The following is a 24,985-nucleotide window of genomic DNA, read 5'->3' as shown; positions in this document are numbered from 1 at the left end:
GAATGAAGTTTTCAGATTTATTCAATTTCAACCAATTCATCCCACGACTGAAGTCACGGGTGTTCTTGGCTTAAACATAAAACTAAAGGAGTTTTTTTAATGATTAAAATCGGTATTATAACCGCTAAGGGGACGATTGAAAATTTTAAACCAATATTTGAGGCATTCCATGACCAATGCGAATATTACTTTTTAACTTATGAAAAACTTCAAGAAATCCATAAGATTTTTCACCAGAATAAAGAAATGTTTGACGGCTTCATTTTTGGTGGCCCATTGCCGTATTATTTTCTGGAAGAAGAGCTGAAAAGTTATACGAATCCAGTTGTATATGTTGACTTAACAAAAGAGGATTTCTACAAACATCTGTTCAAAATTACTCAACAACACAAAGGCATTGATTTCTCGAGGGTTGTCATTGATTACGTGTGGAATAAAGACAACCTTCGTGAACTCCAATCCTTACTGCCGGATAATAAAAAAATTTACACACTTGAAAATACAATTGATTTTAAAAACAACCGATTATACGAGGAAATTTTGAATTGTCATGTGGAACTTTGGGAAAAAGGCTTGATCGATTTATCAATTACACGTGCAGCCAATATCGTTGATTTGATGAAAGCAAAAGGTTTAAATGTCTATTATATGGGGATTTCTGAAGATACGATTAAGGGCAAGATAGAGGAATTAATTACACACATCGAGTTTTTAGATCTAAAAGAAAACCAAGTCGTCGCTGGCTTTATTGATAGCCCAGTTGCGAATAGCACTTCTGAAAATGAGCTCATTCAAATATCCATTTACAAAGAGCTTTTGGAGTTTAGTTTCCAGAACGACTTGCAACTAGTTATACAAAGGAATAATAACTCTTTTGAAATAAGTACTTCTTATCGTGAGTTGCAAGAAATAACAAACGATTATCGTTCTTGCAAGTTGATTCGTTTTCTAAAAGAACGGTTATCATTCGATGTTTATGTAGGATGGGGAATCGGAAGGACATTCACTCAGGCGGCTCAACATGCAAAGCTTGCCTATAGTGAAGCTAAATCTTATATAGACTCATGTACGTTCGTAATTGATGAGGCACATCATTCTATGGGACCTCTTGGATTCAAGGAAACTGACGGAACCGAGATTACTTTCCACAGTTGGAATGAGATTGAGCAACTGAGCCAACAAGTAGATATTACTGTTTCCCAGCTGCAAAAAGTAATTACTGCAATCACTCGTTTGAAAACAAATGAATTGACCAGCAATACTGCGGCTGACGTATTAAACATGTCCGCAAGAAGCACCAATCGCTTATTAAACGAACTTGTCGAAAAAGGCCTAGCAAATGTCGAGTCAAGAAAAATTAACGGTCTACAGGGAAGACCAACGAAGGTGTACACAATCAACTTGCCTTTTTTCAATCCTCAGTAAATCTTTGTGGACCAGTGCAAGAAATAACAACAACCAATTCAACCAATTGCATATACATACAAATTCAAAGAGTTTTTCAGCGTATATCCAATAAATATGCAATTGTATTGTATAGTCGGAATAGTTTCATGCACAGCGTACTATCCACTAGCGTTGCATAGCAGTAAAAATATGTAATAAATCCTAATTAAGGAAGCGAACGCAATAGATTAATAACTTGAACAAATACAAAAAATCTCCTAAAATAGATAGGGAAACGACGACTAAATCAGTTCCCTACACTATCAAAAGGAGATATCTCATGACCAGTGTAAACCAGAATTTAGTCTTTCGTCAATACTTATCTAATTTACCAACCAACGTTTTATCTTGCCCGCTTATGAATTACGATGCGAAGAAGCTAACCGACCTTTCAATCGTGAAAATCTTTATTATGGCAAGTCTTTGCAAATGGGACAGCCGTGCGACCTGTTGAACGAGGAAGCCAAGAAAAAGGTTAAAACGTTCGGACTTACCCATTCGTAGGTCTAACTTCTGATTTGAGGGTTGAAATGAGGAATCCATGTTTTCCGAAGCGACTCCACTGATACTCCTACATGCGTTCTTCATGACAGAAAGATAAATGTATGATAGTGTAAGGTACTTGCGCATGAAACTATTCCGACTATACACTACAATTACATTTTTATTAGTTATATGCTGCAAAACACCTTGAATTTGTATGTATTTACAATTGGTTGAATTGTTTGTTGATGTTTCTTGCACAGGGACCCCACACTACGTATAACTCATGTCACGCGTACATGCGTTTGCGATCAGGATTTAAGGAACTCATGTCACTCGTACATGCGTTCCTTTTTTTGTTATTTTAAATAATTAAATCGTTGCCACTAAACCCAAAATTTAGTGCGGGGTACCTAAATACATTGCTCTCGTTATTAATAATCCGTTACCATACTTCCTCAATCATTTACTCACTCCCATACACAACTCTTAAACCGCTTCTGTATACCGACATTTAGGATAATTACTACAACCAATAAAATCCCAATATTTACCTTTCTTAAGACTTAAATGACCCCCACATTTCGAACTAGCAGTTTGAGCAATCGAATTAGCACTTTCAGTAACTTTCACAGGTGCTAACGGTTTTTTTTTTCAATTGTGGTGTAGCTTTTGCAATTTTTACAGACTGCATATGCTCTTTTTGTAATTGGATCTCACACTGCTACACTTTCATTCTTAACTATTTAAATATTCACTGAATCAATTCTAATAGTTCTATTCTATCATAATTCAGTTATCACAAAACATCTTTTTCTATAATAATCCTATATTATGATTAATTTAACCTATATTAATTTTAAATCAGTTGTTTACAACAGAAACTCACTTCCTACTTCCGCAATATCATTCCTACCAACTAATAAATTCTTGCACCAACAAAAGACAGTCAATAAGAGAAGTGCTACAATTAACCATAAGATTCACACAAGGAGATGAGACAATGCCGATCTACAACAAACTAGTCCGTGATCGTATCCCTGAAATCATTGCAAAGTCTGACAAAAGTTTAACTTCTCGGATATTATCAAATGATGAATACTTAATTGAAATTAATAAAAAAATGCATGAGGAATTAGCTGAGTATGAAGAAGCTGTGTTAAACGAGAATTCGGAAGATGCAATTGAAGAACTTGCTGATTTGTTAGAGCTTATTCATGCAGCGGCTTCGGTTTATGATACGACGATTGAAGAGTTGGAAAAAATACGGGAAGATAAAGCTGAAAAACGCGGTGGATTTGATGAGCGTATTTTTCTGATTGAAGTACTAGATGACTGAAATTAGGCTTATTACGTCTAATCTAATCGAAGAAATTAAAGAACTTACACAAAAAGCGGACAACATATACTGGATTGTTGCATTCGCAATGAAATCCGGTATTCGGCTTGTAATGCCTCATTTAAAAGAAGCGGCAGCTAATGGTGCGGAAATCAAAATACTCATCGGTGACTATTTACATATTACGCAACCAGATGCACTTGAACTATTATTCACGGAATTGCCAAATGCAGAAATCCGGCTTTATGAAAGTCGTGGTGTCTCTTTTCATCCTAAAGCGTATTTATTTCGAACAGCAAGGAATTCTCATGTCATTGTGGGTTCATCGAATCTATCAGCATCCGCAATGATGCGTGGAATCGAATGGAGTATTTATGCCCCCTCTTCTGCTGTAGACGAAAGCTTTTTTGAAACGGCTGTATCTGAATTTATGAAACAGTTTCTTTCACCTAACACATTACCAATAAATCAGGAAACAATCATTCGGTATAATGAAGCACATCGGAAATCGAATCTTGAAATAGCGATTAGTGAAGTTTGGGCGAATAATGATGAAATTGAGGTTTTGTTTGGTGGGGCGGAAGAACAAGAAACCATTTTTGAAACGCCTACGATATATACGACCAAACAAGAAATTGTCGAGCCCAGACCTGTCCAACTTCTTGCACTCGAGGCACTTCAACAAACTCGTGAAGAAGACTATGACAAGGCTCTTGTTGTACTTGCAACCGGGCTCGGTAAGACATATCTTGCCGCCTTTTTCGCACAGGACTATAAAAAAGTATTATTCGTTGCACACCGTGAAGAAATTCTGGAACAAGCACAAGCTGCTTTCAAACATGTGCACCCAGCGAGAGCAACTGGAATCTACAACGGTTTTTCAAAAGAATTAGATGCAGACTTTCTTTTTGCATCTGTTTTCACATTGGCAACAGATTATCACCTCAAAAAGTTTCGTCCTAACGAATTCGACCTCATCGTTGTCGATGAATTTCACCATGCAGTCGCACCAACGTATGAACGTATTCTAAAATACTTTTCACCTAAATTCCTTCTTGGCATTACCGCAACACCAGACCGTTTGGACAATAAAGATGTATACAGTATTTGCGATGGCAACGTGGCAATTTCAATTCATTTCCTAGAAGCCATTCGTCAAAACTGGCTCTCTCCTTTTATGTACTACGGTGTTTTTGATAAAACTGATTATAGTGGACTCGAGTGGAGAAATAATTCGTATGACGAAGAGGAATTACTGCGCTTGCAGCTAAGGTCTGAATATGCAGATGCTGTGCTACGTGCGTGGGAACAAGAAAAGCTAACTAGAACAATCGGTTTCTGTTCTTCTGTTAAACAAGCCGTCTATTTAAGTCTGCATTTCAATAAAGCAGGCTATAAAACAATTGCATTACACGGAAAATCCGAACGGGAGACAAGACTGAATGCACGAAAACGATTAGAACTGGGTGAACTCGACGTTATTTTCACGGTCGATTTATTTAATGAAGGGGTAGACATCCCTTCTGTGGATACCTTACTCTTTGCACGACCTACGGAGTCACTAACTGTGTTCACGCAACAAATCGGACGTGGCTTACGCATTGCCGAAGGGAAATCCCATTGCGTCATCATTGACTTGATAGGAAATTACCGCAATGCAGATATGAAAATGCGCGTCTTTACGGAAGACGGAGAACAACCAAAATCGCTAGATGCAGCTGCTTTAAACTTACCTGGGACTTGTGATTTCCGACTGGATCTTGCTGTCGTGAACCTGCTTGAGGAAATGAAAAGAAAACGTTCCCCGCGCAAACAACAACTGGTCGATGCGTTTTTAAAGCTAAAAACGGATCTCGGAATGCGCCCTACTTATTTAGAATTTCATCTAAAAGCAGACGCTGATTCCCGTTCAATAAAACAAGAATTCGGCTCCTATCCTGGTCTACTTGGCTATGCGGGGGAATTAAGTGTCCTAGAACTAGATGCCTTTGAAAAGTATAAGAAGTGGTTTCAAGAAGCAACCGGAACAGGAATGACCAAAAGTTACAAAATGGTTGTGCTTCACTACATGCTGTCAAGAGGACGGGATAACTGGCTTGATTCCGCAACACCCGAGGATATCGCACCTTATTTCCATCAATATCTAACAGAGAAAGAATATCGACTCAATACCGATTTCTCGGATAAACAAGGGAAAGAACTTCGTAGATTTGATGAAAAGAAGATCACTTCGCTACTCATTCGAATGCCCCTAACCAAATGGAGTGGCTCTTCAAAGGGATTAGTTACTTTTCAAGAAGATGTCTTTACGATTCATGTGACTCCTTTGTCAGAACACATGGAGATTCTTTATCGCTGGACTAAAGAGATTTGTGAGTATCGGTTGCATGCTTATTTTGAGAGGAAATCTAAACGTTGAAGATGAATCTACACCTCATATAGAAGAAAAGTTTTTCACATTTCATGTTTCCAGCGCAAAAAGAATTGATTATGCGTTGGAAGCATGGTTTTAAGAATAGCTAAATAATATTGATTTTATCTCCTTAACCTATATAAATTAATATTTGGTTATCTCTCCATTCAATCCAACCGATTTTATATTCTTCCTTAAACTACTTTTAATTTAATCGCTTGCTATAAACTTATCTTTTAAAGAGTTCTACTAGTAAAGAACTATCATCTCATAGTATTTCGATTCACCATTTACTGCGATTAATTTTGCTTCAAGCATTAAATCATAACAGTTCTGACTATGATAATAATATTTCTCAATATGTAGTTCATTATCAGTTTTCATATAAAACTCCATTTGTTCATAAGCATTTTCAAATTCACGCATGACCTTATCAGTAAGCTCATATACCTTTTCTAATTCCCATAAATCTTCTTCATAAATTTGACTATCGATTAAGAACTTGTTTTTCGACTCAATCGTTCCTACAAATGACTCACTTAAATCAGTATAACCGTTGGAATACATTTCAAGCACCATCATTCCCTCTTCATAACCCTTTAATTTATAACCCTTATGACCTAGAGTATATAGTTTTTCAGTAATGTCATTCAGCTCAGTCAACAAGTATTCTAAATAATCATATCTATTCATTAGTCTCGCATAAAACTTTACCTTATCTAAATCGTTTCTATCGATGTCAGATTCTGTTGAAATTATTTCAAGACTTTCAATACTTTCCAGATCTTCTTGAACTTCCTGGCCCTCCTGAGTATTTGAGCAGCCTACTAAGCCTAACATTATCGAAATTAACAAAAAGATAATTTGCTTCATTATATATTCTCCCCATTCTCAGTTCACAAGAAAATCTTCCATCTCATTTGGGCAATCTGTATAAATTGTAGCACCGATGATTTAACCATTGCTCGTATCTTTCGTGTGTTTTCCGTGACTCTCAGTTTTCTACAGTTATTCTATAAAAAGCTTGATACTACATGCCAGAAATTGCAAAACTCATCCACTTGCTTGACCCAGTAAAGAGGACAACTTTATCTTTCTATCCTAATTCCATTGAAATTGCCCTTTTCTGATTAGTTGATTACATGCGGCAGTTTTTCATGGATATCCTTCCAGGGATCCCCTAAGTTTATTGTCAAAATTTCAATCGTCATGGAATCGTTCCATTCATATACTTTGTTTATTTCAGTTCCGTTGAATGGATATACCAGTACCCCTCTTAAATTTAGTTCCATGTTCTGGTGCATTAGATAAGTAAATAGTTGGTATAGGTTATGACTATGAAAAGATGACTTATCAAAGTTTGTCTGAAAGATATTCTTATAGAACTTCGCATCCATAATAATTTTTTCTGGTTTTAATTTATAAAATTCGGGGTACCTGTGCAAGAAAAAACAACAAACAATTCAACCAATTGTATATACATACAAAATAGACAAAGTATTCAGCATATAATTAATAAATATGCAGATTTAGTGTATAGTCAGAATACTTTTACGCACAGGTACCTAAAATATTTGTTCAGGTAGGATGCTGAACAATTTCCAGTGTATCGCTGTTATTCTTTAGCTGGTTTGATTTGCCGCCTTCCAGTTGATAAGAAATCATCAAACCAAAGCCCGTACTTGTCCTATCAGGTTATTTCAGATAATCCGTAAATTCTATACTTACATCTAGTAACAGTTCACCTAATGCTTTTGCGAAATCCACAGTAAAAGAATAACTCTGACCGTCCAATCTATATTCTTCCTGAAGTTCAAGACATAGAAACGCACCCATGTTATAAGCTGTAAAACCCAGCACATCTACATCTGAAGCTGTTGGGTTTTCAGATATAAAAACATCATATTCCGAACTATTCCAAGACGAATAATGATTAAGAATCATTTCACTTAATTCATATCTCTTAAAAAGTTCTTTTTGAACGCTATCCAGTACTTTATTGGGTACTTCCTCTAACATCTTGGAAACTTTAAATATCAATGCAGGAATCATGTCTCTAGCCCTTATGTTTATATTTGTTTCAGATGGTGGCATAAACCAAATGACTTCTACCGGAAATTCTTCTTTTAAGTTCATGAACAAATAGATTGTAATACCCTTCATTGATTCAAAATACTTATCAATAGCTTTACTCTTTTTAGTTTTGAATAAACTCATCATGTTATAACCCCCTTTATCACGAAATGTCCAGATACTTCTGAATTCATTATAACACACTACCTTGTTTCGCCTGAAAATTAATAGAGAACATTTTATGAAGACGCGTGCGTTGCACCAATAGTTCCACTCATTCTATCTAGTGGACTCCTTCTAATCCTTTTAAAAATTCATAACCAATGTCTCTTCGAGAAAGACCTTTCTTCTCCATTTCAATATACTTTAAAACTAAATCGGGATTCCGAACAACAGAATATGCTACAAATTCACCTGCACCACTTGCCATAAGTGAATAACGTATGTCATCTATTTTATTAATATCTACATCAATATCTTCAAAAAATTGAATTGCATTAACACTATTTTTCATTCCTTGTATATAGACATCTAATTCCCTGTTTACTTGCATAACGGATTCTATAGAAGAAGTCCGTCTTTCTCTTTCCCTAAATTCATCACGAATCTTGAATAGCTTGTAGGTTAATAATTTAGCATTTGGATGAGATAACTTAAAAACCACAAATGTGAGTCTTTGACCAATTGGACCAATTATGAAAAGGAAAGCTATTAGTAAAGCAATCCCGCCAATCCATCCAGTAAATATGAAACTTATTATTAGGACAATCCAAGTTACTATTCCTCCCCAAAAATAAATCGCCCCACTCTTCGAACCATTGTTAGAAGCACCGAGTAAATTAATAAAATTAGTAACTAAAAGAACAAGAGCAAAAAGATACCACACATAGTTTTCATAAAAGTCCATAATAAACCCCCTTATTAAATTTAGTATTCTAGCTATTCTATACTATAATAATCAGTGACAAAAGGACGAGTTTTCCCTCTTTATTTACCAAGAGGACTATAGTTAACAAGTTTTTTAATTGCTGTCTTTGAAATAACAATATAACAGAATCTCATATGTTCGTTCAGTTCCTATTAATCCATTAACTGTTTTAATGTTCACTATAAGAATCAGTATCTCCACTACATGCTGATGTCTTAAATGGGAATAATAAAAAAAATAAAAAAATTCTAGATTGAGTTTGCCTTAATCACTTCATTCTTTAATTCATCCTATTTTTCCTACTAGAAAAATACCGATATACATAATAACTATTGCAATCAATGAAACCGTCGCCCCAAAGTTACTAAGTAAGTAGATAAATATGAATAAGCCGCCAATAATTATAAGTAAAATTAAGATGATGGATAATGATTCCATTCATTCTTTTGCCGTAAAAAGTTTAATTAAAGGTCTAATTAAATCTCAGGGTACCTGTGCGTCAAACAAGAACAAACAATTCAACCAATTGTATATACATACAAATACGACGTATATTTAAGCCTATACCGAATAAATATGTAATCGCAGTGAATAGTCAGAATAGTTTAATGCACAGCGTTTAATGTGAAATAAGTCAAGCGCTATGAAAATAGATTTTTGGCCGCACGAAACCAAAGCCTCATATTGTTATTTTTTTGAAACTCAACAATCACAGAACACTATAATGGCGTTTTTCCGCAACGTGAAAGGTCTTGCGTTTCATTTCACAGGGATACATCCTATTAAATACAAGCTCACGTTCTTTAACGTTTTATTCGTATTTGTGAAACAAGACCCATGACGCTGTGCAACGAGGTCATTAAAGCCTCAGGTACCTAACTATGTGGTCTACGTTCCGGGAAAACGCCTTTGTCTACATCCAGATTTTGCGTTTACAGTTCTACTTCTTTTATATAGCGTTGATTGAATAGGTCTTGCTTTTTCTTATTCTTCAGTTTGCCAGCGATAACTTTTTCCAGACAATAGTCCGCTTCACTGCTATTATACAACTCTTGATCATTGATCATGGCAAAGGCAATCCGTAGGATTCGATTCCCTAGAGCGATATAGGACTGGCCTGCTTTCTTTCCTTTGTCCTTCATCACCAAATACCGGACTTTCATTTCAGGATTCTGAATCGCAACGTTTTTCCCTACCTGGTAGATCACGTTTCGAAAACGGCCCTACCTTGTTTGGATATCCGGTAATGATTCGCCTTTTTCCCACCGGACTGTCTTACAATTGGATTCGTACCGGCCATTTTGATGAGTTGTCCTGCATGTGAATAGTCATGGACGTTCCCTATTTCCGCGGTCAATTCGGCGGCTGTAGTGATGCCTAAACCAGGGATACTTAAGAGGATACCACCATCGGTCTCCAGTAGTTTCGCTTCAATTACATCCTCTAATTGCTTGATTTGATGATGTATTAACTCATATTCATCAAGTTTTAGTTGGAGTAAAATCAATTCGCTTTCAAGCATAGACTTTGGTTTGGAAATCGAATTCTCTGCGTAATCCAAAAGCCTATCGATTACATCCTCCCGGAGCTTCAGAATGTATTCAATAGATACCTTCCTTAGTCCAGTTTCGCCTAGAATTAAGATATCTGACGGGTGAGGATGGTTTCTCATCAAGAAAAGGGATGTTTTTGAAACGAACTGATCCAAGATTTTAATGACCTTATTTTCACCGTCGACCTTCAGGTTTTTCCCTTGAAACTCACGAAAGATGTGATCCATATACAAACGTAGGTGATTGATGGTCCTTGTTTGTGTGTTGACCAGTGTCCTTCTGGCCCTTGTTAATGTCTTTAACGATTCAAGCTCAAGTATCGACTCTACACTTGTTCCACCACGTCCATGGAGTAAAGATTGGACGATTGCCATCAAATCTACACGGTCTGTTTTCGTATAATTCAACACAGTTTCTCTTTCCCTGGCAGTCGTTGCGGCATTCAAAATACGGACGACGTAACCTTCATTCATGCACAGTCTTACAAGGTCTTTATAGTAATGCGCAGTCGTTTCAATTCCAACAATCACTTGTGAAAGTGCATAGGTTTCACACACCAAATCAATGTATTTCTTCATCAATTGATAGCCTGTCATTGACCCATCGAACTCAAATGGCTCCTGTAAAATATCACCGTAAATAGTACATACCATCGCTGTATTCACAAACTTCGCTGCATCAATCGCTACAATACAGTATTCTTTCGCCTTTTCTTCTCGCATTAAACGATTCCAATGACTTCCGTTTTTCCCCTGAATATGATTTAATGATAGTGTGACCATTGTTTTCAGCTCCTCCTATTTTGGTGGGGTCGTATATCGGAAGTTCTGTGATTGGTACTTCTCCTATACCCTGAAAACAATGGTTTTTTCATTTTCCAACTATCTATTTAACATAATAGGTACTTAAAATTTATTTCAGAAAGAAATCGGAGTAAATTCAATCAGTCATTCGCAAATTAGTCGACGTTTAATTAATTTAAATACTGCTGATTTGTCGGATTTAGTTTCCATAAATACGCAATCTATCTTTCATTAACAAGAGATTTAATCATATCAGATTCTTCTATTAAATCATTTAAGCTTTTGTCTAAAGTATTTATAAAGTACTGATTGTTTTCTTGTGGCGTTAGTTCTACAAGCCTTATTCTATCCACATTTGATATGTTTTCAATGTTTTTCGGGTTTTCAGGATAAACAGCCCATACCTCTCGAACTGCATTTATTCTTTTCGCAAGAGGTGAATCTTTAAAAAAATGATCTGAAACTATACTATTTTTATATTCAAGTAGTTGCTTCTTGGAGGTTGTGTCAAATTTCGGATTAAATGGTCCATTATTCCAAATATTTCGCAACGGCCTATATTTAAAATCAATTAAAATAGAGCCTAAATAATGCTCTTCATCGTATACGTCTATTCTTAAATCAGGTCGGTTTTTTGATGTTTCTGCATGTAATGGACATACTTCTAATGGAACTGATTTATAAGGTAAACGAGTATCATATACTAGTTCAATTCTAACTCTCCCTTTTTTAAATATAACCTTTGTATTATTATTTAAATAAGGTACATTCCCACTAGTAAGAACTTCTGAAGAAATATCAAAAAAAGTGCCTTTGTAACCGTCAAGTAAAATCGAACAGTTTTTGATAAATAACACTCAACAGTTTTCGTCAATTAAGACCCAACACTTTGCTCCGTGAAGAGCGCTTTTCTGTATTTCATACGAATGCTATTTTGATCTTCACTAAAGGTTAAAATTTCACTTCGGTGAAGAAGACGATCTAAAATTGCAGTTGTCAATGTTGGATCGCCCAAAAATTTTCCCCATTCACCCGGACCTTTATTTGACGTTAAAATGAAAGCTGCTTGATCATAAAGTTCGTAAATGAACTGAAAGAATAGGTGTGCTTCCTGCGGCTCGTAAGCCATATACATGACATCATCAATGATGATTAAATCGGATTTTACAATCCTCTTATATCTTGCTTTCGATTTAGCCACGTATTCTCTTGTCTTTAAAACGTAAATCAGACGATCCATCGAGATAAAGGATACTTGATATCCTTGCTCAATCGCATGAACACCAAGTGCTGTCGAGAGATGGGTCTTGCCGACGCCTGTCGGCCCCATCATGATAAGCGTGAAATATTCCTCTACCCACGTTAATTCTTTTAATACATTTAGTTGTTTCACACCAATTGCTGTTTGCTCTTCTAAACGGAAATCTTCAAGTTTAAGTAGCTCGGGGAATTCTGCCCACTTCATTAGTTTATCAGTGTTTTTTGTTTCACGATAATTCACTTCATAGCTTAGAAACTCATGTATAAACTCGTGGTAAGTCCAGCCCTTAGCTTCTGCCTCTCGTAAAAGATTAGGCAATTCTTTAGCGGACTCTGCGAGCCGCAGAGTTCTACATTTATCTTGCAAAGGTTCATAAGGATGTTTCATTTAGAATCACCTCCTCGAAGAACCTGAAGATATATATCTTCTTTTCGTTCAGGCGCAATCAGATTTTTATATTTTTCATTGACTATGCTAGTTGCCTTGCTATTATTCTTTTTACTGTGTAGTGCCAACGAAAAAGCGATGTCCCTCAGATCGTTTGCGCTAGTGAGTTTCAAGCGTTTCAGTTCCTGAACAGCGATATCTAGAAATTCGGGATACTGTTGACCAACTAATTGCACGATTTTCAATTGGTCAATCAAATGACGTGGATAACGCACAGCTAGCTGTTCTACAAGCCATTTTGCAGCGTGTGGATCTTGTAATAGGTCTTCGACTTGTTGAATAAGCTTATCTCTTTTAGTTTGGTTTCGCTTCCTATGGGAAGGGTCGGAGATGATATTTCCTTTGCCATTAGCTATTTGATGTTTTGCCAGCACGTGACCATTTTGCTGAAGACGTATACAAATATATTCGTGGTTCTTTTCTACATATGCGATATTCGGTGCGTCTTTACGGTACGTACCGACAGGTACGCTATATCGATTACCTTCAAATCGTATGACGTTGTCTTTGTGGATTTGCCTTGTTATACTGGAAACATAGATATCTTCAAAAATGTAAGCCCCTGAGACCTGTCTGAGGTGTTCCTTTTCCAGAGTGTACACTTCAGTAGGTCTCTTTTTTGTGTTGTGATGTACTTTGTAATTCCCAGTTCGCTTAAGCCATTTCATACTAGACTCTTGCCAATCTAGTAGATTGGCAAAGGTTCGATTCTTAGCGAAGTTATATTTTACATACTTGACGACTTGTTCAATTTTCCCTTTAGATTCTGGATCGGCTTTTCGACATAGATAAATTTTAAATTTCCTCTTTTGATAATAATTTGTAAAGTCCGCGGTTAAAATTAAATCACCCGCATTCTCGCTGACTGCCAGTAAACGATCCTGATCATAAGCAATTTCATCTGTTATTCCACCGTAATAGTTAAAGGCATTCTCATGCATTCGTATTAAATCACTTGTCCTGAAAGGACGATCTAGCCACTCTACATACTTATATCGAGAGCGTGCTAGTACGAATGCAATAAAGTACAGTCGTTTATATTGGCCCTCCGTTGTCAGTTGTCTTGTCTCTCCAAAATCCACTTGGATTTGTTTGCCCATAGGCAACTCAGGAACTACTGCGTAATTTCTCTCGGTACTCATTTTAGGAATACAATGACGTTCTCTAAGCCCATTAACGAAATTCCTAACTGTTCCTTCAGAAACAGAGTCCACATCAAGCTTCTCCTGCAACCAATCAAGCACCTGTGCTCCAGAAAGGTCCGGATGTTCCTTTAACCATTCGAGTATCTGGTCTTTATAGGGATCCAACTTTTTACCTCTCTGTTGTAAAGACAGTATAAACTTTTGGAATTCATCTGGTGACATTCTTCCGTACTCAATGACTCGATTTCTGGAGATTTTTAACTTTTTTGCGATTGAGCTGTTTTTAAATCCTTCAGAGCGCAATCTGTGTATTTCATAATAGACCATCCACTTTTCCACTTCCTATCCCTCACTTTCTATAGACTAGTTTCAGTATATAGAAAGTGAGATTATGAGGGAAAACTGTTGTGTCTTATTTGTTGAAAACTGTTGACTCTAGTTTAACGTTTACAGCCTTCCTCTTTATTAAATTCAAAGCCCAACTTTAATAAGCTTTTAATAAATTGTATAAACCCCCAGATTTCATAAAGATTATCCGTTCTTTTCCAACAATATTCATATTCTATTGACATATTTATAGATAATTTTTTCTCTTTAAATAACTCATAAAAATATTCAATCTTTTTATAATGAATACTACTATTAAAACCAATTATATCCTGTGTTCTCTTTAATATATTAATATCTTTTAGAAAATCTTTTTCTAAAGTTTCTAAACACTTATTTCTAATATTAGTCATTATTTTACTTGCTTCAAATAAATTTTTTTGAGAACTTTTTAATCTTTCAGAAGCCAATGTATTTTTATTTAACTCGAATTGATTTAATTCTTTAATCTCACTTGAAATGTTCAGTGAAACAGATTTAATTTCATTTATTATTTTTTTGGATTCCTTTAAAGTCAATACAATATAATATTTAAGAATGCTGTTTTCTGGCAAGTCATAAGAAATGTTATTGATACCTATATTTATACGGGGTTTATTTGATCTACTCAGATTTCTAATTGTTACAGGGTCAAGATTAGTAATTCTGTTTCTGTTTTTAAGGACGAAATCTCTTTTAATTTTGTGTTTTGGGCTATCTCCTATCAAATTCATTGCAGCATTCCACGCAAGATAATTTTTCTGAATCATTTTTACTTTATTGAAAATACTGTCAGCAATATTCCCTTCATTTTGAGTTTGAGTTCCTAGGTTCTTTCTTATAACATCTTTTGCTAAACCTGACACTGTAAGTTCTATTTCATCCCTCATTGCTAACCATTGTGATTCATTAATTTGCTTACTAGTCACCTTCAATAGTGAATAATAGCTTTGATTATCACTAACTACACACACTTTATAATAGCCCGGAACTAGGGCTAAGTAATCATTTCCAATTTCATAAATTATATATTCTTTTTCGCTGGGAATGACGTAAGGAGATCCCATATCATCACTATAAATATTATCAAATGGCACACTGTCAAAAAGATCGAAATATAATTTATCTGTTGGGCAACTTGATTTGAAAAGTAAACGTAAAGGTAAATTTTCGGTGACTATCGGGATTTTTTTTTCGTCAATTGTAAGTAAATCTACTTCAGCATTTACGAATTCAACAACTTCAATATTAAACAATTTACTCCTTTTGTACACTTGATCAAACAGGATTTTAAACGGTATAGCCATAAACATTTAACTCCCTAGATTTATTTATTAAATTAGCTTTTGTATGATCAAACGTATAATCTGAATACTCGCTAATTATTTTCATTATTATGCTTTCAATTAATACATTTCCTTTATCGTCATAAGTTCCTATTAAAGTTTCTAACCCTTCATTGTTGCCTCTAATTTTTGTTAATACTCGTTGTACTAATTGTAAATCAAAAGCTTCATCTCTATCAAGAGGAGATTTTTCCGGAAGATTACTTAAATAAGTACTAATCTGTTTAACAATTCTCCAACCAACTCCGATATTTTTATTGTTTTTATGAATTTCTATATGGATATCCCACAGAATTCTAGATTCACTTTCAGAAAGACTTATATTTGATTCATTTTTCCTGAAACTTAGATAATGAGTAGATTTAATAGGTTCAGTGGATACTTGTTGTTTTATATTTGATCCATCGATTCCATACTTTTCAACAGTAGATTTCATGTCGTAATATGGCACCATTTTCAAATTCAAAACATTAGCTCTATCCAATACTTTATCTGAAAAATGAAATGTAGATTCATCTAAGTTTACAGTACCTACAAATAAAATATTTTGGCCGATTTTTATTGTAGGTTTATAAAGGTTGCCATTGTAGATTTTTGCTTGATAATCATCATTATAAAGTTTTAGTTCACGTTTATTTGTATCTAGTTCTAAAACAGATAATAATTGTGAAAAATAATGTTCTACCCTTGCTATGTTCATTTCATCAAAGCAAACTACAAACATATCATTAGGTGAGTTTTGTGCTTGGATTAATAAGTTTACTAGACCCGAATCCCCGGGACGATAAACATTATTCATAGTGTCTAAATATCCAATAACATCTGAATCATCTTGCCAATATGGACGAACTGGGATGAACAATAATTGATCTTTTGATAGTTGTAATGCTTCAGAATAACACTGTACTAATTTTGATTTTCCTGTACCGCTCATACCTGCAAGAATAACTATGTTTCCATTCTTTATAGATGTGTGGAAATTGTATAAATCTTTATCTTCATAAAATAAGTGGTTTTTCTTACAATAATATGAAAATGATTTTAAAAATATTTCTTCAAAATTTTTATCTTCATTTAATAGGGTAGTTTGTTGATGTTGTGACGTTTCTACTAATTTCTCACTTAATTCAAATTCAATATTCTGTGGTACATAGAGCGCCTTTTTATGAAAATAACAATCAAATAAATGACTATTATCTTCTGACTTCGCTATAGTATTTTTTCTTAAAGGCTTAATTTCCCATTGAATTGAATTGTAAGTAGGTATAAATGAATTTACTTCACCATAAAATGTACAAGTTTCATCATTATCCCAAACAATCATTAACGGAATATCATCTTCCTCTTTTGATATTTGATTATTGTTTGGTAGGTTTTCATTTAAAATTATTCTACTTTCAAATATTTCTTGTGTAATATTATCGTTCTGGTTACTGTAAACTGGGTACTGTCTTAATGAAACACTTCTATTAAAACCTTCACTTTTTTTAGTTAAAGATATACTTGTCGCTTTAAAATATGATTCGTTTGAAATATACACTTTAAAAAAGAATATATAATCACTTAATTCATTAAGAAACTTTTCTATTCTTTGAGGTTTTTCTAGTGATATATCATCTGTATAGTTAAAGTCAGTTGCGTATCCTGTTACACATTCTACATCCCTTGGAAAACTTTCAGGTAAATCTGTAATAACCTTAATTTGAAATTGTATTATATCATGCGTATTTATAAATGCGACTTCATATTTTGTTTCATCATTTTCAGCTAAGACTCCAGCAAATTCCATTTGCCATTCTTTATTATTAATCATTTTGAAACCTCCGATAAAATAGGATTTTCTATATTAATGAGCTTTAATAACTCACTATTAGAATTTATTTTCACAACATTATTTCGAACTTTTATCTCTTTCATTGAGCTCTTTAAAGTATATTTTTCTCTTGGTGTTAATGTATATTGTAATATCCATAATTCATGTTTGATTACAGATAACTTTAAAAACTCTTCTATACTTAAAAAGTCTACTTGTATATTTGGATTAGTAATCAATCTCAAATTAAAAATCCCAATTACTTTGATTTCCCTTTTAAGAGCATTAATGAATTTGATTTCTAATTCCTGCAAATTATTATTTAAATCATTATTTATAATTTCCATTTCGTTTTTCAATATTTTAAGTTGATTAATTTCATTTATAAAACTCCTTTGTTTAAATTCTAGTTCTGATATTTTATTATCTTTAACACTTAAGCCTCTTTGAATTTCTTTCAATTCTTTATTTGACGAGTTTATTTTTTCTTGCAAAACACTTTTTTGTATATTAATTTGTTCATCTTTTTCTTTTATCTTTACTTGAAAATTATTTATTTTTTTTTCTAATTTTTTTATTATTTTATTACTTGGAATTTCTTGTTGCAAATTCTCAAATTCACTAACTTTTTTTTCTGACACTCTGTTTTTCTCACTAAAGTTTTTCAATTTTGTACTATATACTTCAAATGATTCTTTATCATTATTAAATAAAGATATTATTAGAAAATTGAAAAGCTGTTTTACTTGCAAGTTTTCTTTGGTTAAAACTATATTTTTCTTCGTAACCTTCGTAAAGTATTCAAATAAGAAATTCAAAAAATGGGGCCTGTTAATAGGTTTCAATAGATTTCGACTTAGAATTTCCCTATTCCTTTTAATCTCCTCAATCCTAGAACATCTTACACCTAGATTGTTTATTCTCTTTAACCTATAGATTTCAAATAGAAATTCTTCTGGAATATATTTTACTATCACTTCTAAATTCTCTTCAACAAGAGTCAATTAAAACATTCCTTTCTAAAATCATATAAATGTAAAGCTTTTCAATCTCAAAATTCAAAAATAAATATGCAATAATTAAATAAATAAATAACAGTCGATCTTATCAATCTTAATACTTATGCTGTTGCCTTATAGTTTTAATTAATATCTTCACAATTCTCCGTTTAGTAGATATCCAATTCATTCAATATGATTTAATACTACTTAAGACTATAGCGAGGAAGACTAGAAACACGCCCACTAGAAAAACTCCTAAGGTTAAGTGGCTCACTACACTCAACACAGAAGAATTAACTTCATATTTCTCTATAGTAAAGTGTATGACTAAACCGAAAAATTCTATGTAATCATAATTTAGCTAATCACTTCCATTTCAATTCCCCAAAACTTCTCCAACGTTCCGTTACCAACATCTCCATAATTTGCAAGTGCTACAAGCTTATTCGGAGGTGGACTTACTCTTTCATATGCTTGTTCATTTAATTGTTTAATAAGGCTTGGAAAATCCGTAAGTTGTTCCGTTGTGATTGAGATATTTCCTAAGTTTTCTGTTACGACTGCATAATACGCTTGATAGAATAAAATAGTTCGCCAGGGAGTTCTAGTTTCAATTAACAATGGTTTTTTATTCGTCGATGACATTATAACAAAACTGATTTAACCGTTTATTTCTATTGCTTTGATCACTTTATACGCTGAGCGTAGGTAATTTTCAAGACTAATCACGAAACTTCTTGCGGATTTTATCACCTTCATTTGGTCATTTATTGTACTTGTTTCCTTCATTAAGAACTTTAAGTTACCTTTTACTATTTCTTTAATACGAGTACTTCACCCTCTCCCGAATATATTTCCCCAACTCTTCATCACAACAATACACATAACACCCCTTCATCCCCCGTGTCATCAATGTCTTATACGTATTTCTTACCAATTTATCCAACAAATCAACTTGACCCTTTTTCGGTCTTGCTGGTCTTGCACCCCTATCTTTGAAATGCTCTCTTCTAACAACAAGTGATTTCGTTTCAGGATCGTAACCCAAGTCATTTCCAATAATTACGCCTGCGTATTCCATTTCTAATCCTTGAACAGTATGAATACATCCAATTTGATAGGCACATTCTGGATGTATTGCCCAGTCGATACGATTTGGATCATTCCGGGGCATCGCAAAATCCATTTCTTCAATTACGACATCGTTGGGTAACTCCCCATCTACTAGTTTTTTATCCCACTCCCATGCATAACCTGCCATTACTCGTCCATTCTGTTCGTCAATAACCTTTCGGATTAATTCTTGCGGGGTATCCACAACCTGAAAGTCGTAATCTCCTTCTAATGGGACATCCATTTCATCTTCATTAAATAAATTATCGAGCCAATCTATATAATTTCCTGATCCTGAACAGCGGAATTGCGAATCCAGTTCCACAACATGAACTTCTGAGTTTAGTTTTTCTGCCTCTTCTTTAATTAAGTCGAAGTTACCAATGTCTTTATTTGAAATGACTTGGTCGTCATCCACAAAGAATACACTCAGTTTACTTGCTCGGATAATCTGAGTAGCTTGATTTTCACCATCAATTTTCCTTTTCATATGTCCTTGATTTTTAAGTCGATGTGCTTCGTCACAAACCAACACGTCATAATAGTTTTTCGGAGTTTCAACGTAGGAAGCTGAACCTTTAAATAGATTTCGAATTTCGACAAAGCCGCTTGATCCAACTAATTTCTTTCGCAGTATTTCTCTAAACGCTTGATTGGGTGTGATGTATTCAATATTCGAATCTCTAGATAGTAAGTAGTTCATCAAATTTAAACCAATAACGGATTTTCCCGTCCCGGGACCACCTTTGATTAAAATTGTATGTTTAGCAGTCGAAGTACGTATCACTTCCTCGAACAGCGTAATCACTTTTTCATATGCAACTTTTTGTTCATCTAACAATATAAACTCTTCATTACCTTGAAATAGTGAATTCACTGTTTCAACTAACTTTTTCGAAGGGCGAATTTTGCCTTCTTCAATACTCTTTGCAATTTCAAATCCATTGCCCTCTGATACATCGTTTCTTAGCTTTTCCGCCAACTCACGATCATTAAACTGAAAGTAAATTGGTGAATCTTCTATGTAATTCGAGTAGCTTGGATCAAGTAAAGGCTCATTCGTACGAGCTGGAATATAATTATGCAAATAAGCACAAGATGTGAGATTAATTGTGGAATCTTGATAGAGGGCTTCGTTGAAGTTTTGAAGGAAACGTTTATAAGAACGGGCTTGGTAGGAAGGATGTACAGTCTCTCGTTCCCTACCCCCTAAAAATGTACGGACGATACCGTCACTCTTTACTACTTTTGCTTTCTGCCATTGTTTAAGTTCAACAATTACTGCATTTTTTCTACCTTCTTTATCATGACCAGCGATTAAGAAATCAATTCTTTTTTCAGTGGATGGCAAATTGTATTCTAGTAAAATATGTGTATTAGCTTTTAAATCCGCGTCTCTTAAAACCTTCGCCATTTGTGGAAGAGAGTTTTCCCAGGATCTTAGCTCACTTGCTGAAATGGATTTATTCATGTACTTTCTCACGTTTTGTTCAAGCACATATCCAATTTTATTCTCAAGTATATGTTCTAAAAAGTTTGAAGACGGCTCATTATATATGATCAATTAGATACACTCCTATTCATAGGCCTTATTATTTGACTACAGATAGATAACTACGTCATTTTACATAGTCTATTAGCAATAATACCCATTACTACTATTTTATCATATTTCTCAGACTATAAACGTAAATATTCAAATAACTCTATGTATTTATTGAATAGAATGCTAATATGTGTGATTTCACTATAGATTTAACGGGTAAAAAGACCTTTGCGGAGCATGCAAAGGTCTTAAATTCTTATTCTTGTACAGGTCCATCAAATTAATTTCAAACTTTCTAATTAGTGTATACTAGTATTAAGAAATTTTATTTTAACGGAGGGAAATAAAAATGAAAATTCTATTTGATGAAACATACACTTCAAGTGATGGAAAGCATTCAAGCAGGAATATTTGGTATGGATATGCTGATATCTCTGTTGATGGTGAATATGGAAAAATCATTCATCTTAGTGAAGATTTTATGGATCATTTATGCGAACTAATAAAAAAAGACTTATCTGAGAATAAAGCAAATTCGCCTACTGAAACGAACTGGTATTTCTATGGAAGCACTGTATCTCAGGACGCTATTGGAGACAGTATCCGTCCGACAATTATGGTTCGTGAGAGATCTGACGAGTTTGTAACTAATATTAATATCAGCGACCACGATTTCGCAGTAAATTTGGATGCTGTTCTGTCTTTCAAGATGGATTTTGAAAAACGTTTTGCGAGTCATTGATGAGTACTATCCGCATAATTTTTTTCAATTTTTGATGAGATAATAAAGGGTACCTGTCTGACAAACAATCATGTTTGTTTAAACTTCCATGAAAGTTTCTTGCATAGGTACACGAAATTATTATCATTCAAAGATCCAGACAATCAGCCTTTAGTCAGCAGATTATACGGTGTATTCAGTGCGCAAACGCTGCGCTTCTTAAAGTTTGATATTTACAAAGGGAAATCCGAACAATTCAACGCACTCTTTTTGCAAGCACTATCCATCACATTCCAGGCAACAAAAGAAGCACATCCGTACTATTTTCGGCTATTATGACGGCGTACTTCGTGAAATGATTGGTAAACTTTTATTCAGTGATATGTTCATGGAATATGATGTGCCCGTGGAATTCAATTTGTAGTAGTGGATGGTACACAGGCGCTACTACAACCCGAAGAGCATGAATGGTGTCAACCCCAGGCACCGTTTGTTCTCCCTCCCAGTTTGTAGTTTATAGCTTTCCCACAAACCGAGCAATGGTCTTCATTATATTACGCAGTTATTATTTCTAAAAACCTAAATATCGCTTCAATTCAGGGTAAAAATTCTCCCGTGGACCTATCAATATAATAACAATTAAGTCCCCATTCTCATCCTCTTCAATCTTATAGCAAAGCTCATAATTACTTGCTTGGTGAAAGACGTCCAGTGAAAAGAACCCTTTCAAATCGCCTTTTTTTGCATCACCAATAAAAGGGTCTAAACAGATATTGGTAATCGCATCATTAATTTTCTCATACAATCATTTGTCAGATTTACGGATTTTATTCAATATCTTACCTGCCCGTTTAGTAAATATATACGGGATAGACCTATTCATCATCTTCCCCATTCAAAGAATCCAAATACTCGTCCAAACTTCCCGTGAATCTAGGCTGATCCAAAGCTTCTTTCACCATTGCTTCAAGCGCTTGTGGAATGCTCGCTTTAATGCGTGTGAACTCAGCTATTAATTCTTCCCCTGCCATTCCTTTAGCAACAAGGTCTTTCAAAATATCCGTGGAAAAGTCAACTACTTCTTGTTCTGCTGGCCGGATAATCATTTCTTTTCCTGTAAACTCAATCATCGCCTCGTCGTCCAAATTCATTTCTGTATAGAATTCTTTTGGAATCGTGATTTGCCTTTGAGAAGATATTCGTACGCGACGCTTTTTATTCATGAATATCTAGGCTGGCGGAAACTCGTGACTTCAGTCGTGAGAGGAGCCAGCCTGCACTTCCCTTCTTTAGTTTATTTGCACAAGCAATGTACTCGTTTTCTCTACCACTCGTAACTTTTTAAAACTTGCGCTTTTGTGCACGCTCGTACCATCTATTTTCCGTAAATCGAAGTAGCCTGTTTTTCGTCGTCCAAACACGATGCATTCAATTCCTTCATAAATAACCTTGTCGAACAGCTGGAAACCTTTGACGAATCGTTCGGCTTTGTTGGCTTTGCGATAGCCACCTTTCGCAATAGTCATCTTGTGTAGTTGGCGATAATTTTTTCGTACTTGTCTAAACGAATACGTATTTTTAGATGGGGTGGCAACGGGATTCCCACTGATGCACCGGGCATCAACCACATGACTTTTTTCCAAGCCGTGACGAATACGTGTGTTTTTTGTTTGGAATCCATAAGTTAACTCAACGTGTGGATACAGCTCTTTTACCTTGCGGTGAATAAACCATCGCATCACGGTCATTTGAGTTGCATCACGAAAAGAAGCGCTTTTACGAGTAAATAGATGCTCTTTTCCTTCTTTATGGATTTGATTGTGACAGGTTTCACAGAGCGTCAACAGATTATCTGGTCCGTCCCCGCCTGTTTTACGGCTTTCGATGTGATGGACATTCAAAATCATGTCTTTTGTTTTGCCTTTACAGTGCTGACACAAATGCTTATCACGGAAGAAGACATATTCCCGGACGTTCCAGAAGCCCAACTGGTCTCCTTTTTGATATAAGTCACCGGAAATGTCGGGATTCTTTATTTTCTGAATATCGAATTGTGCAACTTCAATGATTACGTTCGTAATCGGAAGAATTTTATGCACTTTCGTGATCATCTTTGCGTGCATATCCACTTTATTTTGAACGGATGGGGCGAGCCATCCTTTATCTTTCTTACGATTTAGGAATCTAGGTTTCCGGTAGCGAGTTTTTCGATTACGTCTGGCTCTACGTAAGGATCTACGAGTGGCCAACAGTTCCTGAATATCGGTGCGCAGCCTAACTTCACCTTCGAATAACACCCGGTCTTCCGTTGTTGCCGAAACCCCAATATGTTTCGTTCCAGCATCCACACCGAGTGAAACAGGCTGAGTATACCTGCTGGATCCATATTTCAATTGAATCGTAAACGGTGTTCGTTGAATAACGTTCGCTTTTCCTTGTTCCAGCAACTTTCGCGCTTTCTGTGGTTTACAAGGCATCAGCGGTTGTCCGTGTTTGTTCAGTACGTAAACGAGCATGTCGTTTCCCTCCTTCGAGTTGGTTACTCTTCGCCAATGTTGTAAGTGCTTGTTCGGCATGCAACACCGCTCCTTTCCCTCAGAGCTTTTAATCACACGCGACAGGGCATAGAACTAGAGTGGGCATTCTATGGTGTCATGACACAAACAACGTAGTCAATGAAGACTTAGGCTAGTCAATCAAGGCTCTTCCAAGCCCGCGATTTCAATCGTGGGACAATTGACGTCGGGTCTTCCTTTCACAATCGTCTGTACCATATCCTATGCCACTCCCTCATAAATTATTCAAGTAATTTTATTTCTCTGTTTCTTTATTATACCATGATTCTACAATTCTACAATTCTACAGATTGAGGTACTCCATAGATGATCACCAAAATTCACCTTATACATATACTGAATTGCGAGTGAGACTTCATTTACTAGCGAATCTCATGTTGTCCAAATTCAAAGTAATTTCAACATACTGATAAATACTAAAAGACCTTTGTGTTTCTCCACAAAGGTCTTTTAGTATTTATTAATTTAGTTAAAGATAACTCCCCAACCGCCACTAATTCCAAGAGTTATTCAGTCCACCAGGTTTTACACAAAAGTCTGTAAGATTATGATCTTCAAATGGGGCCATAAAATGACCTGCTTATCCTATATCGTGTTTCTTCGGTTCCTTTA

The 24,985-nt window shown here is 35.0% G+C and carries 21 protein-coding genes; 4 read left to right on the top strand and 17 right to left on the bottom strand.

The window, feature by feature from the left end:
* The first annotated feature begins 99 nt into the window (after nucleotides 1-99).
* On the top strand, nucleotides 100-1,425 hold the full coding sequence (locus ACP8HH_RS05965) for a MarR family transcriptional regulator (RefSeq protein ID WP_438317222.1): 1,326 nt from the start codon (nucleotides 100-102) through the stop codon (nucleotides 1,423-1,425).
* A 993-nt stretch (nucleotides 1,426-2,418) separates the two neighbouring features.
* Here the strand turns inward: ACP8HH_RS05965 and ACP8HH_RS05960 are convergent.
* Nucleotides 2,419-2,562, bottom strand: coding sequence for a topoisomerase DNA-binding C4 zinc finger domain-containing protein (locus tag ACP8HH_RS05960; RefSeq protein WP_438317219.1), 144 nt, complete (start codon nucleotides 2,560-2,562; stop codon nucleotides 2,419-2,421).
* Between the two features lie 370 nt (nucleotides 2,563-2,932).
* On the opposite strand from ACP8HH_RS05960, the gene ACP8HH_RS05955 reads away from it, so the two are divergent.
* Entirely contained in the window at nucleotides 2,933-3,268 is a 336-nt protein-coding gene (locus tag ACP8HH_RS05955) for a nucleoside triphosphate pyrophosphohydrolase (protein WP_438317216.1), read from the top strand.
* Complete coding sequence (locus ACP8HH_RS05950; protein WP_438317214.1) at nucleotides 3,261-5,687, top strand: DEAD/DEAH box helicase family protein; 2,427 nt, start codon at nucleotides 3,261-3,263, stop codon at nucleotides 5,685-5,687. Before ACP8HH_RS05955 ends, ACP8HH_RS05950 begins: the two co-directional genes overlap by 8 nt.
* 243 nt (nucleotides 5,688-5,930) lie before the next feature.
* Here ACP8HH_RS05950 and ACP8HH_RS05945 read toward each other — a convergent pair whose 3' ends face one another.
* The 13 genes from ACP8HH_RS05945 to ACP8HH_RS05885 form a co-directional block, all read right to left on the bottom strand.
* Complete coding sequence (locus tag ACP8HH_RS05945; protein WP_438317211.1) at nucleotides 5,931-6,554, bottom strand: hypothetical protein; 624 nt, start codon at nucleotides 6,552-6,554, stop codon at nucleotides 5,931-5,933.
* An 822-nt stretch (nucleotides 6,555-7,376) separates the two neighbouring features.
* Nucleotides 7,377-7,901 carry a hypothetical protein gene (locus ACP8HH_RS05940; RefSeq protein ID WP_438317208.1) on the bottom strand — a complete coding sequence of 175 codons (525 nt, stop codon included), beginning with the start codon at nucleotides 7,899-7,901 and terminating at the stop codon, nucleotides 7,377-7,379.
* 136 nt (nucleotides 7,902-8,037) lie between these two features.
* The gene (locus tag ACP8HH_RS05935; RefSeq protein ID WP_438317205.1) at nucleotides 8,038-8,661 is read right to left on the bottom strand and encodes a hypothetical protein; all 624 of its coding nucleotides are present in this window, start codon (nucleotides 8,659-8,661) and stop codon (nucleotides 8,038-8,040) included.
* A 953-nt stretch (nucleotides 8,662-9,614) separates the two neighbouring features.
* Complete coding sequence (locus ACP8HH_RS05930) at nucleotides 9,615-9,845, bottom strand: hypothetical protein (RefSeq protein WP_438317202.1); 231 nt, start codon at nucleotides 9,843-9,845, stop codon at nucleotides 9,615-9,617.
* A 41-nt stretch (nucleotides 9,846-9,886) separates the two neighbouring features.
* Entirely contained in the window at nucleotides 9,887-11,017 is a 1,131-nt protein-coding gene (locus ACP8HH_RS05925; protein WP_438317200.1) for an IS110 family transposase, read from the bottom strand.
* A gap of 242 nt (nucleotides 11,018-11,259) precedes the next feature.
* Nucleotides 11,260-11,895, bottom strand: a complete 636-nt coding sequence (locus ACP8HH_RS05920) for a hypothetical protein (RefSeq protein ID WP_438317197.1) — start codon at nucleotides 11,893-11,895, stop codon at nucleotides 11,260-11,262.
* A gap of 17 nt (nucleotides 11,896-11,912) precedes the next feature.
* Nucleotides 11,913-12,686: an IS21-like element helper ATPase IstB gene (istB, locus tag ACP8HH_RS05915; protein ID WP_438311382.1), complete on the bottom strand. Its 774-nt coding sequence runs from the start codon at nucleotides 12,684-12,686 to the stop codon at nucleotides 11,913-11,915.
* The gene (gene istA, locus ACP8HH_RS05910) at nucleotides 12,683-14,230 is read right to left on the bottom strand and encodes an IS21 family transposase (protein WP_438311380.1); all 1,548 of its coding nucleotides are present in this window, start codon (nucleotides 14,228-14,230) and stop codon (nucleotides 12,683-12,685) included. Before istA ends, istB begins: the two co-directional genes overlap by 4 nt.
* A 101-nt stretch (nucleotides 14,231-14,331) precedes the next feature.
* Entirely contained in the window at nucleotides 14,332-15,564 is a 1,233-nt protein-coding gene (locus ACP8HH_RS05905; protein ID WP_438317195.1) for a DUF2357 domain-containing protein, read from the bottom strand.
* Nucleotides 15,548-17,416, bottom strand: coding sequence for an McrB family protein (locus ACP8HH_RS05900; RefSeq protein WP_438317192.1), 1,869 nt, complete (start codon nucleotides 17,414-17,416; stop codon nucleotides 15,548-15,550). Before ACP8HH_RS05900 ends, ACP8HH_RS05905 begins: the two co-directional genes overlap by 17 nt.
* The gene (locus ACP8HH_RS05895) at nucleotides 17,413-18,420 is read right to left on the bottom strand and encodes a hypothetical protein (protein WP_438317189.1); all 1,008 of its coding nucleotides are present in this window, start codon (nucleotides 18,418-18,420) and stop codon (nucleotides 17,413-17,415) included. The genes ACP8HH_RS05900 and ACP8HH_RS05895 overlap by 4 nt, the downstream gene beginning before the upstream one ends.
* A gap of 354 nt (nucleotides 18,421-18,774) precedes the next feature.
* The gene (locus tag ACP8HH_RS05890; RefSeq protein ID WP_438317187.1) at nucleotides 18,775-19,062 is read right to left on the bottom strand and encodes a hypothetical protein; all 288 of its coding nucleotides are present in this window, start codon (nucleotides 19,060-19,062) and stop codon (nucleotides 18,775-18,777) included.
* A 175-nt stretch (nucleotides 19,063-19,237) separates the two neighbouring features.
* A complete protein-coding gene (locus ACP8HH_RS05885) occupies nucleotides 19,238-21,094 on the bottom strand; it encodes a DNA/RNA helicase domain-containing protein (protein ID WP_438317184.1) in 1,857 nt (618 codons plus the stop codon).
* Between the two features lie 331 nt (nucleotides 21,095-21,425).
* Between ACP8HH_RS05885 and ACP8HH_RS05880 the strand changes: the two genes are divergently transcribed.
* A complete protein-coding gene (locus ACP8HH_RS05880; protein ID WP_438317181.1) occupies nucleotides 21,426-21,818 on the top strand; it encodes a hypothetical protein in 393 nt (130 codons plus the stop codon).
* Between the two features lie 550 nt (nucleotides 21,819-22,368).
* Here the strand turns inward: ACP8HH_RS05880 and ACP8HH_RS05875 are convergent.
* The 3 genes from ACP8HH_RS05875 to iscB all read right to left on the bottom strand — a co-directional run bounded on the left by ACP8HH_RS05875 (nucleotide 22,369) and on the right by iscB (nucleotide 24,313).
* A complete protein-coding gene (locus tag ACP8HH_RS05875) occupies nucleotides 22,369-22,602 on the bottom strand; it encodes a type II toxin-antitoxin system RelE/ParE family toxin (RefSeq protein ID WP_438317178.1) in 234 nt (77 codons plus the stop codon).
* A 70-nt stretch (nucleotides 22,603-22,672) separates the two neighbouring features.
* Nucleotides 22,673-23,020: an AbrB/MazE/SpoVT family DNA-binding domain-containing protein gene (locus ACP8HH_RS05870; protein ID WP_438317175.1), complete on the bottom strand. Its 348-nt coding sequence runs from the start codon at nucleotides 23,018-23,020 to the stop codon at nucleotides 22,673-22,675.
* A gap of 66 nt (nucleotides 23,021-23,086) precedes the next feature.
* Nucleotides 23,087-24,313, bottom strand: a complete 1,227-nt coding sequence (iscB, locus tag ACP8HH_RS05865; protein WP_438317172.1) for an RNA-guided endonuclease IscB — start codon at nucleotides 24,311-24,313, stop codon at nucleotides 23,087-23,089.
* Nucleotides 24,314-24,985: the final 672 nt, after the last annotated feature.

It is taken from the genome of Sporosarcina sp. FA9 (assembly GCF_051550205.1).
Classification (GTDB): domain Bacteria; phylum Bacillota; class Bacilli; order Bacillales_A; family Planococcaceae; genus Sporosarcina.
Note: the sequence above shows the minus strand (reverse complement) of the source record. Positions and strands in the feature narration are given on the sequence as shown.

Excerpts from the sequence above, each read along its gene's own strand:
- ACP8HH_RS05940 (WP_438317208.1), bottom strand. The coding sequence starts at position 7,901 with ATGATGAGTTTATTCAAAACTAAAAAGAGTAAAGCTATTGATAAGTAT.
- ACP8HH_RS05945 (WP_438317211.1), bottom strand. The coding sequence starts at position 6,554 with ATGAAGCAAATTATCTTTTTGTTAATTTCGATAATGTTAGGCTTAGTA.
- ACP8HH_RS05955 (WP_438317216.1), top strand. The coding sequence starts at position 2,933 with ATGCCGATCTACAACAAACTAGTCCGTGATCGTATCCCTGAAATCATT.
- ACP8HH_RS05935 (WP_438317205.1), bottom strand. The coding sequence starts at position 8,661 with ATGGACTTTTATGAAAACTATGTGTGGTATCTTTTTGCTCTTGTTCTT.
- ACP8HH_RS05870 (WP_438317175.1), bottom strand. The coding sequence starts at position 23,020 with ATGAATAAAAAGCGTCGCGTACGAATATCTTCTCAAAGGCAAATCACG.
- ACP8HH_RS05925 (WP_438317200.1), bottom strand. The coding sequence starts at position 11,017 with ATGGTCACACTATCATTAAATCATATTCAGGGGAAAAACGGAAGTCAT.
- ACP8HH_RS05890 (WP_438317187.1), bottom strand. The coding sequence starts at position 19,062 with ATGTCATCGACGAATAAAAAACCATTGTTAATTGAAACTAGAACTCCC.
- ACP8HH_RS05930 (WP_438317202.1), bottom strand. The coding sequence starts at position 9,845 with ATGAAAGTCCGGTATTTGGTGATGAAGGACAAAGGAAAGAAAGCAGGC.
- ACP8HH_RS05900 (WP_438317192.1), bottom strand. The coding sequence starts at position 17,416 with ATGATTAATAATAAAGAATGGCAAATGGAATTTGCTGGAGTCTTAGCT.
- iscB (WP_438317172.1), bottom strand. The coding sequence starts at position 24,313 with ATGCTCGTTTACGTACTGAACAAACACGGACAACCGCTGATGCCTTGT.
- ACP8HH_RS05905 (WP_438317195.1), bottom strand. The coding sequence starts at position 15,564 with ATGGCTATACCGTTTAAAATCCTGTTTGATCAAGTGTACAAAAGGAGT.
- istB (WP_438311382.1), bottom strand. The coding sequence starts at position 12,686 with ATGAAACATCCTTATGAACCTTTGCAAGATAAATGTAGAACTCTGCGG.
- ACP8HH_RS05880 (WP_438317181.1), top strand. The coding sequence starts at position 21,426 with ATGAAAATTCTATTTGATGAAACATACACTTCAAGTGATGGAAAGCAT.
- ACP8HH_RS05965 (WP_438317222.1), top strand. The coding sequence starts at position 100 with ATGATTAAAATCGGTATTATAACCGCTAAGGGGACGATTGAAAATTTT.
- ACP8HH_RS05950 (WP_438317214.1), top strand. The coding sequence starts at position 3,261 with ATGACTGAAATTAGGCTTATTACGTCTAATCTAATCGAAGAAATTAAA.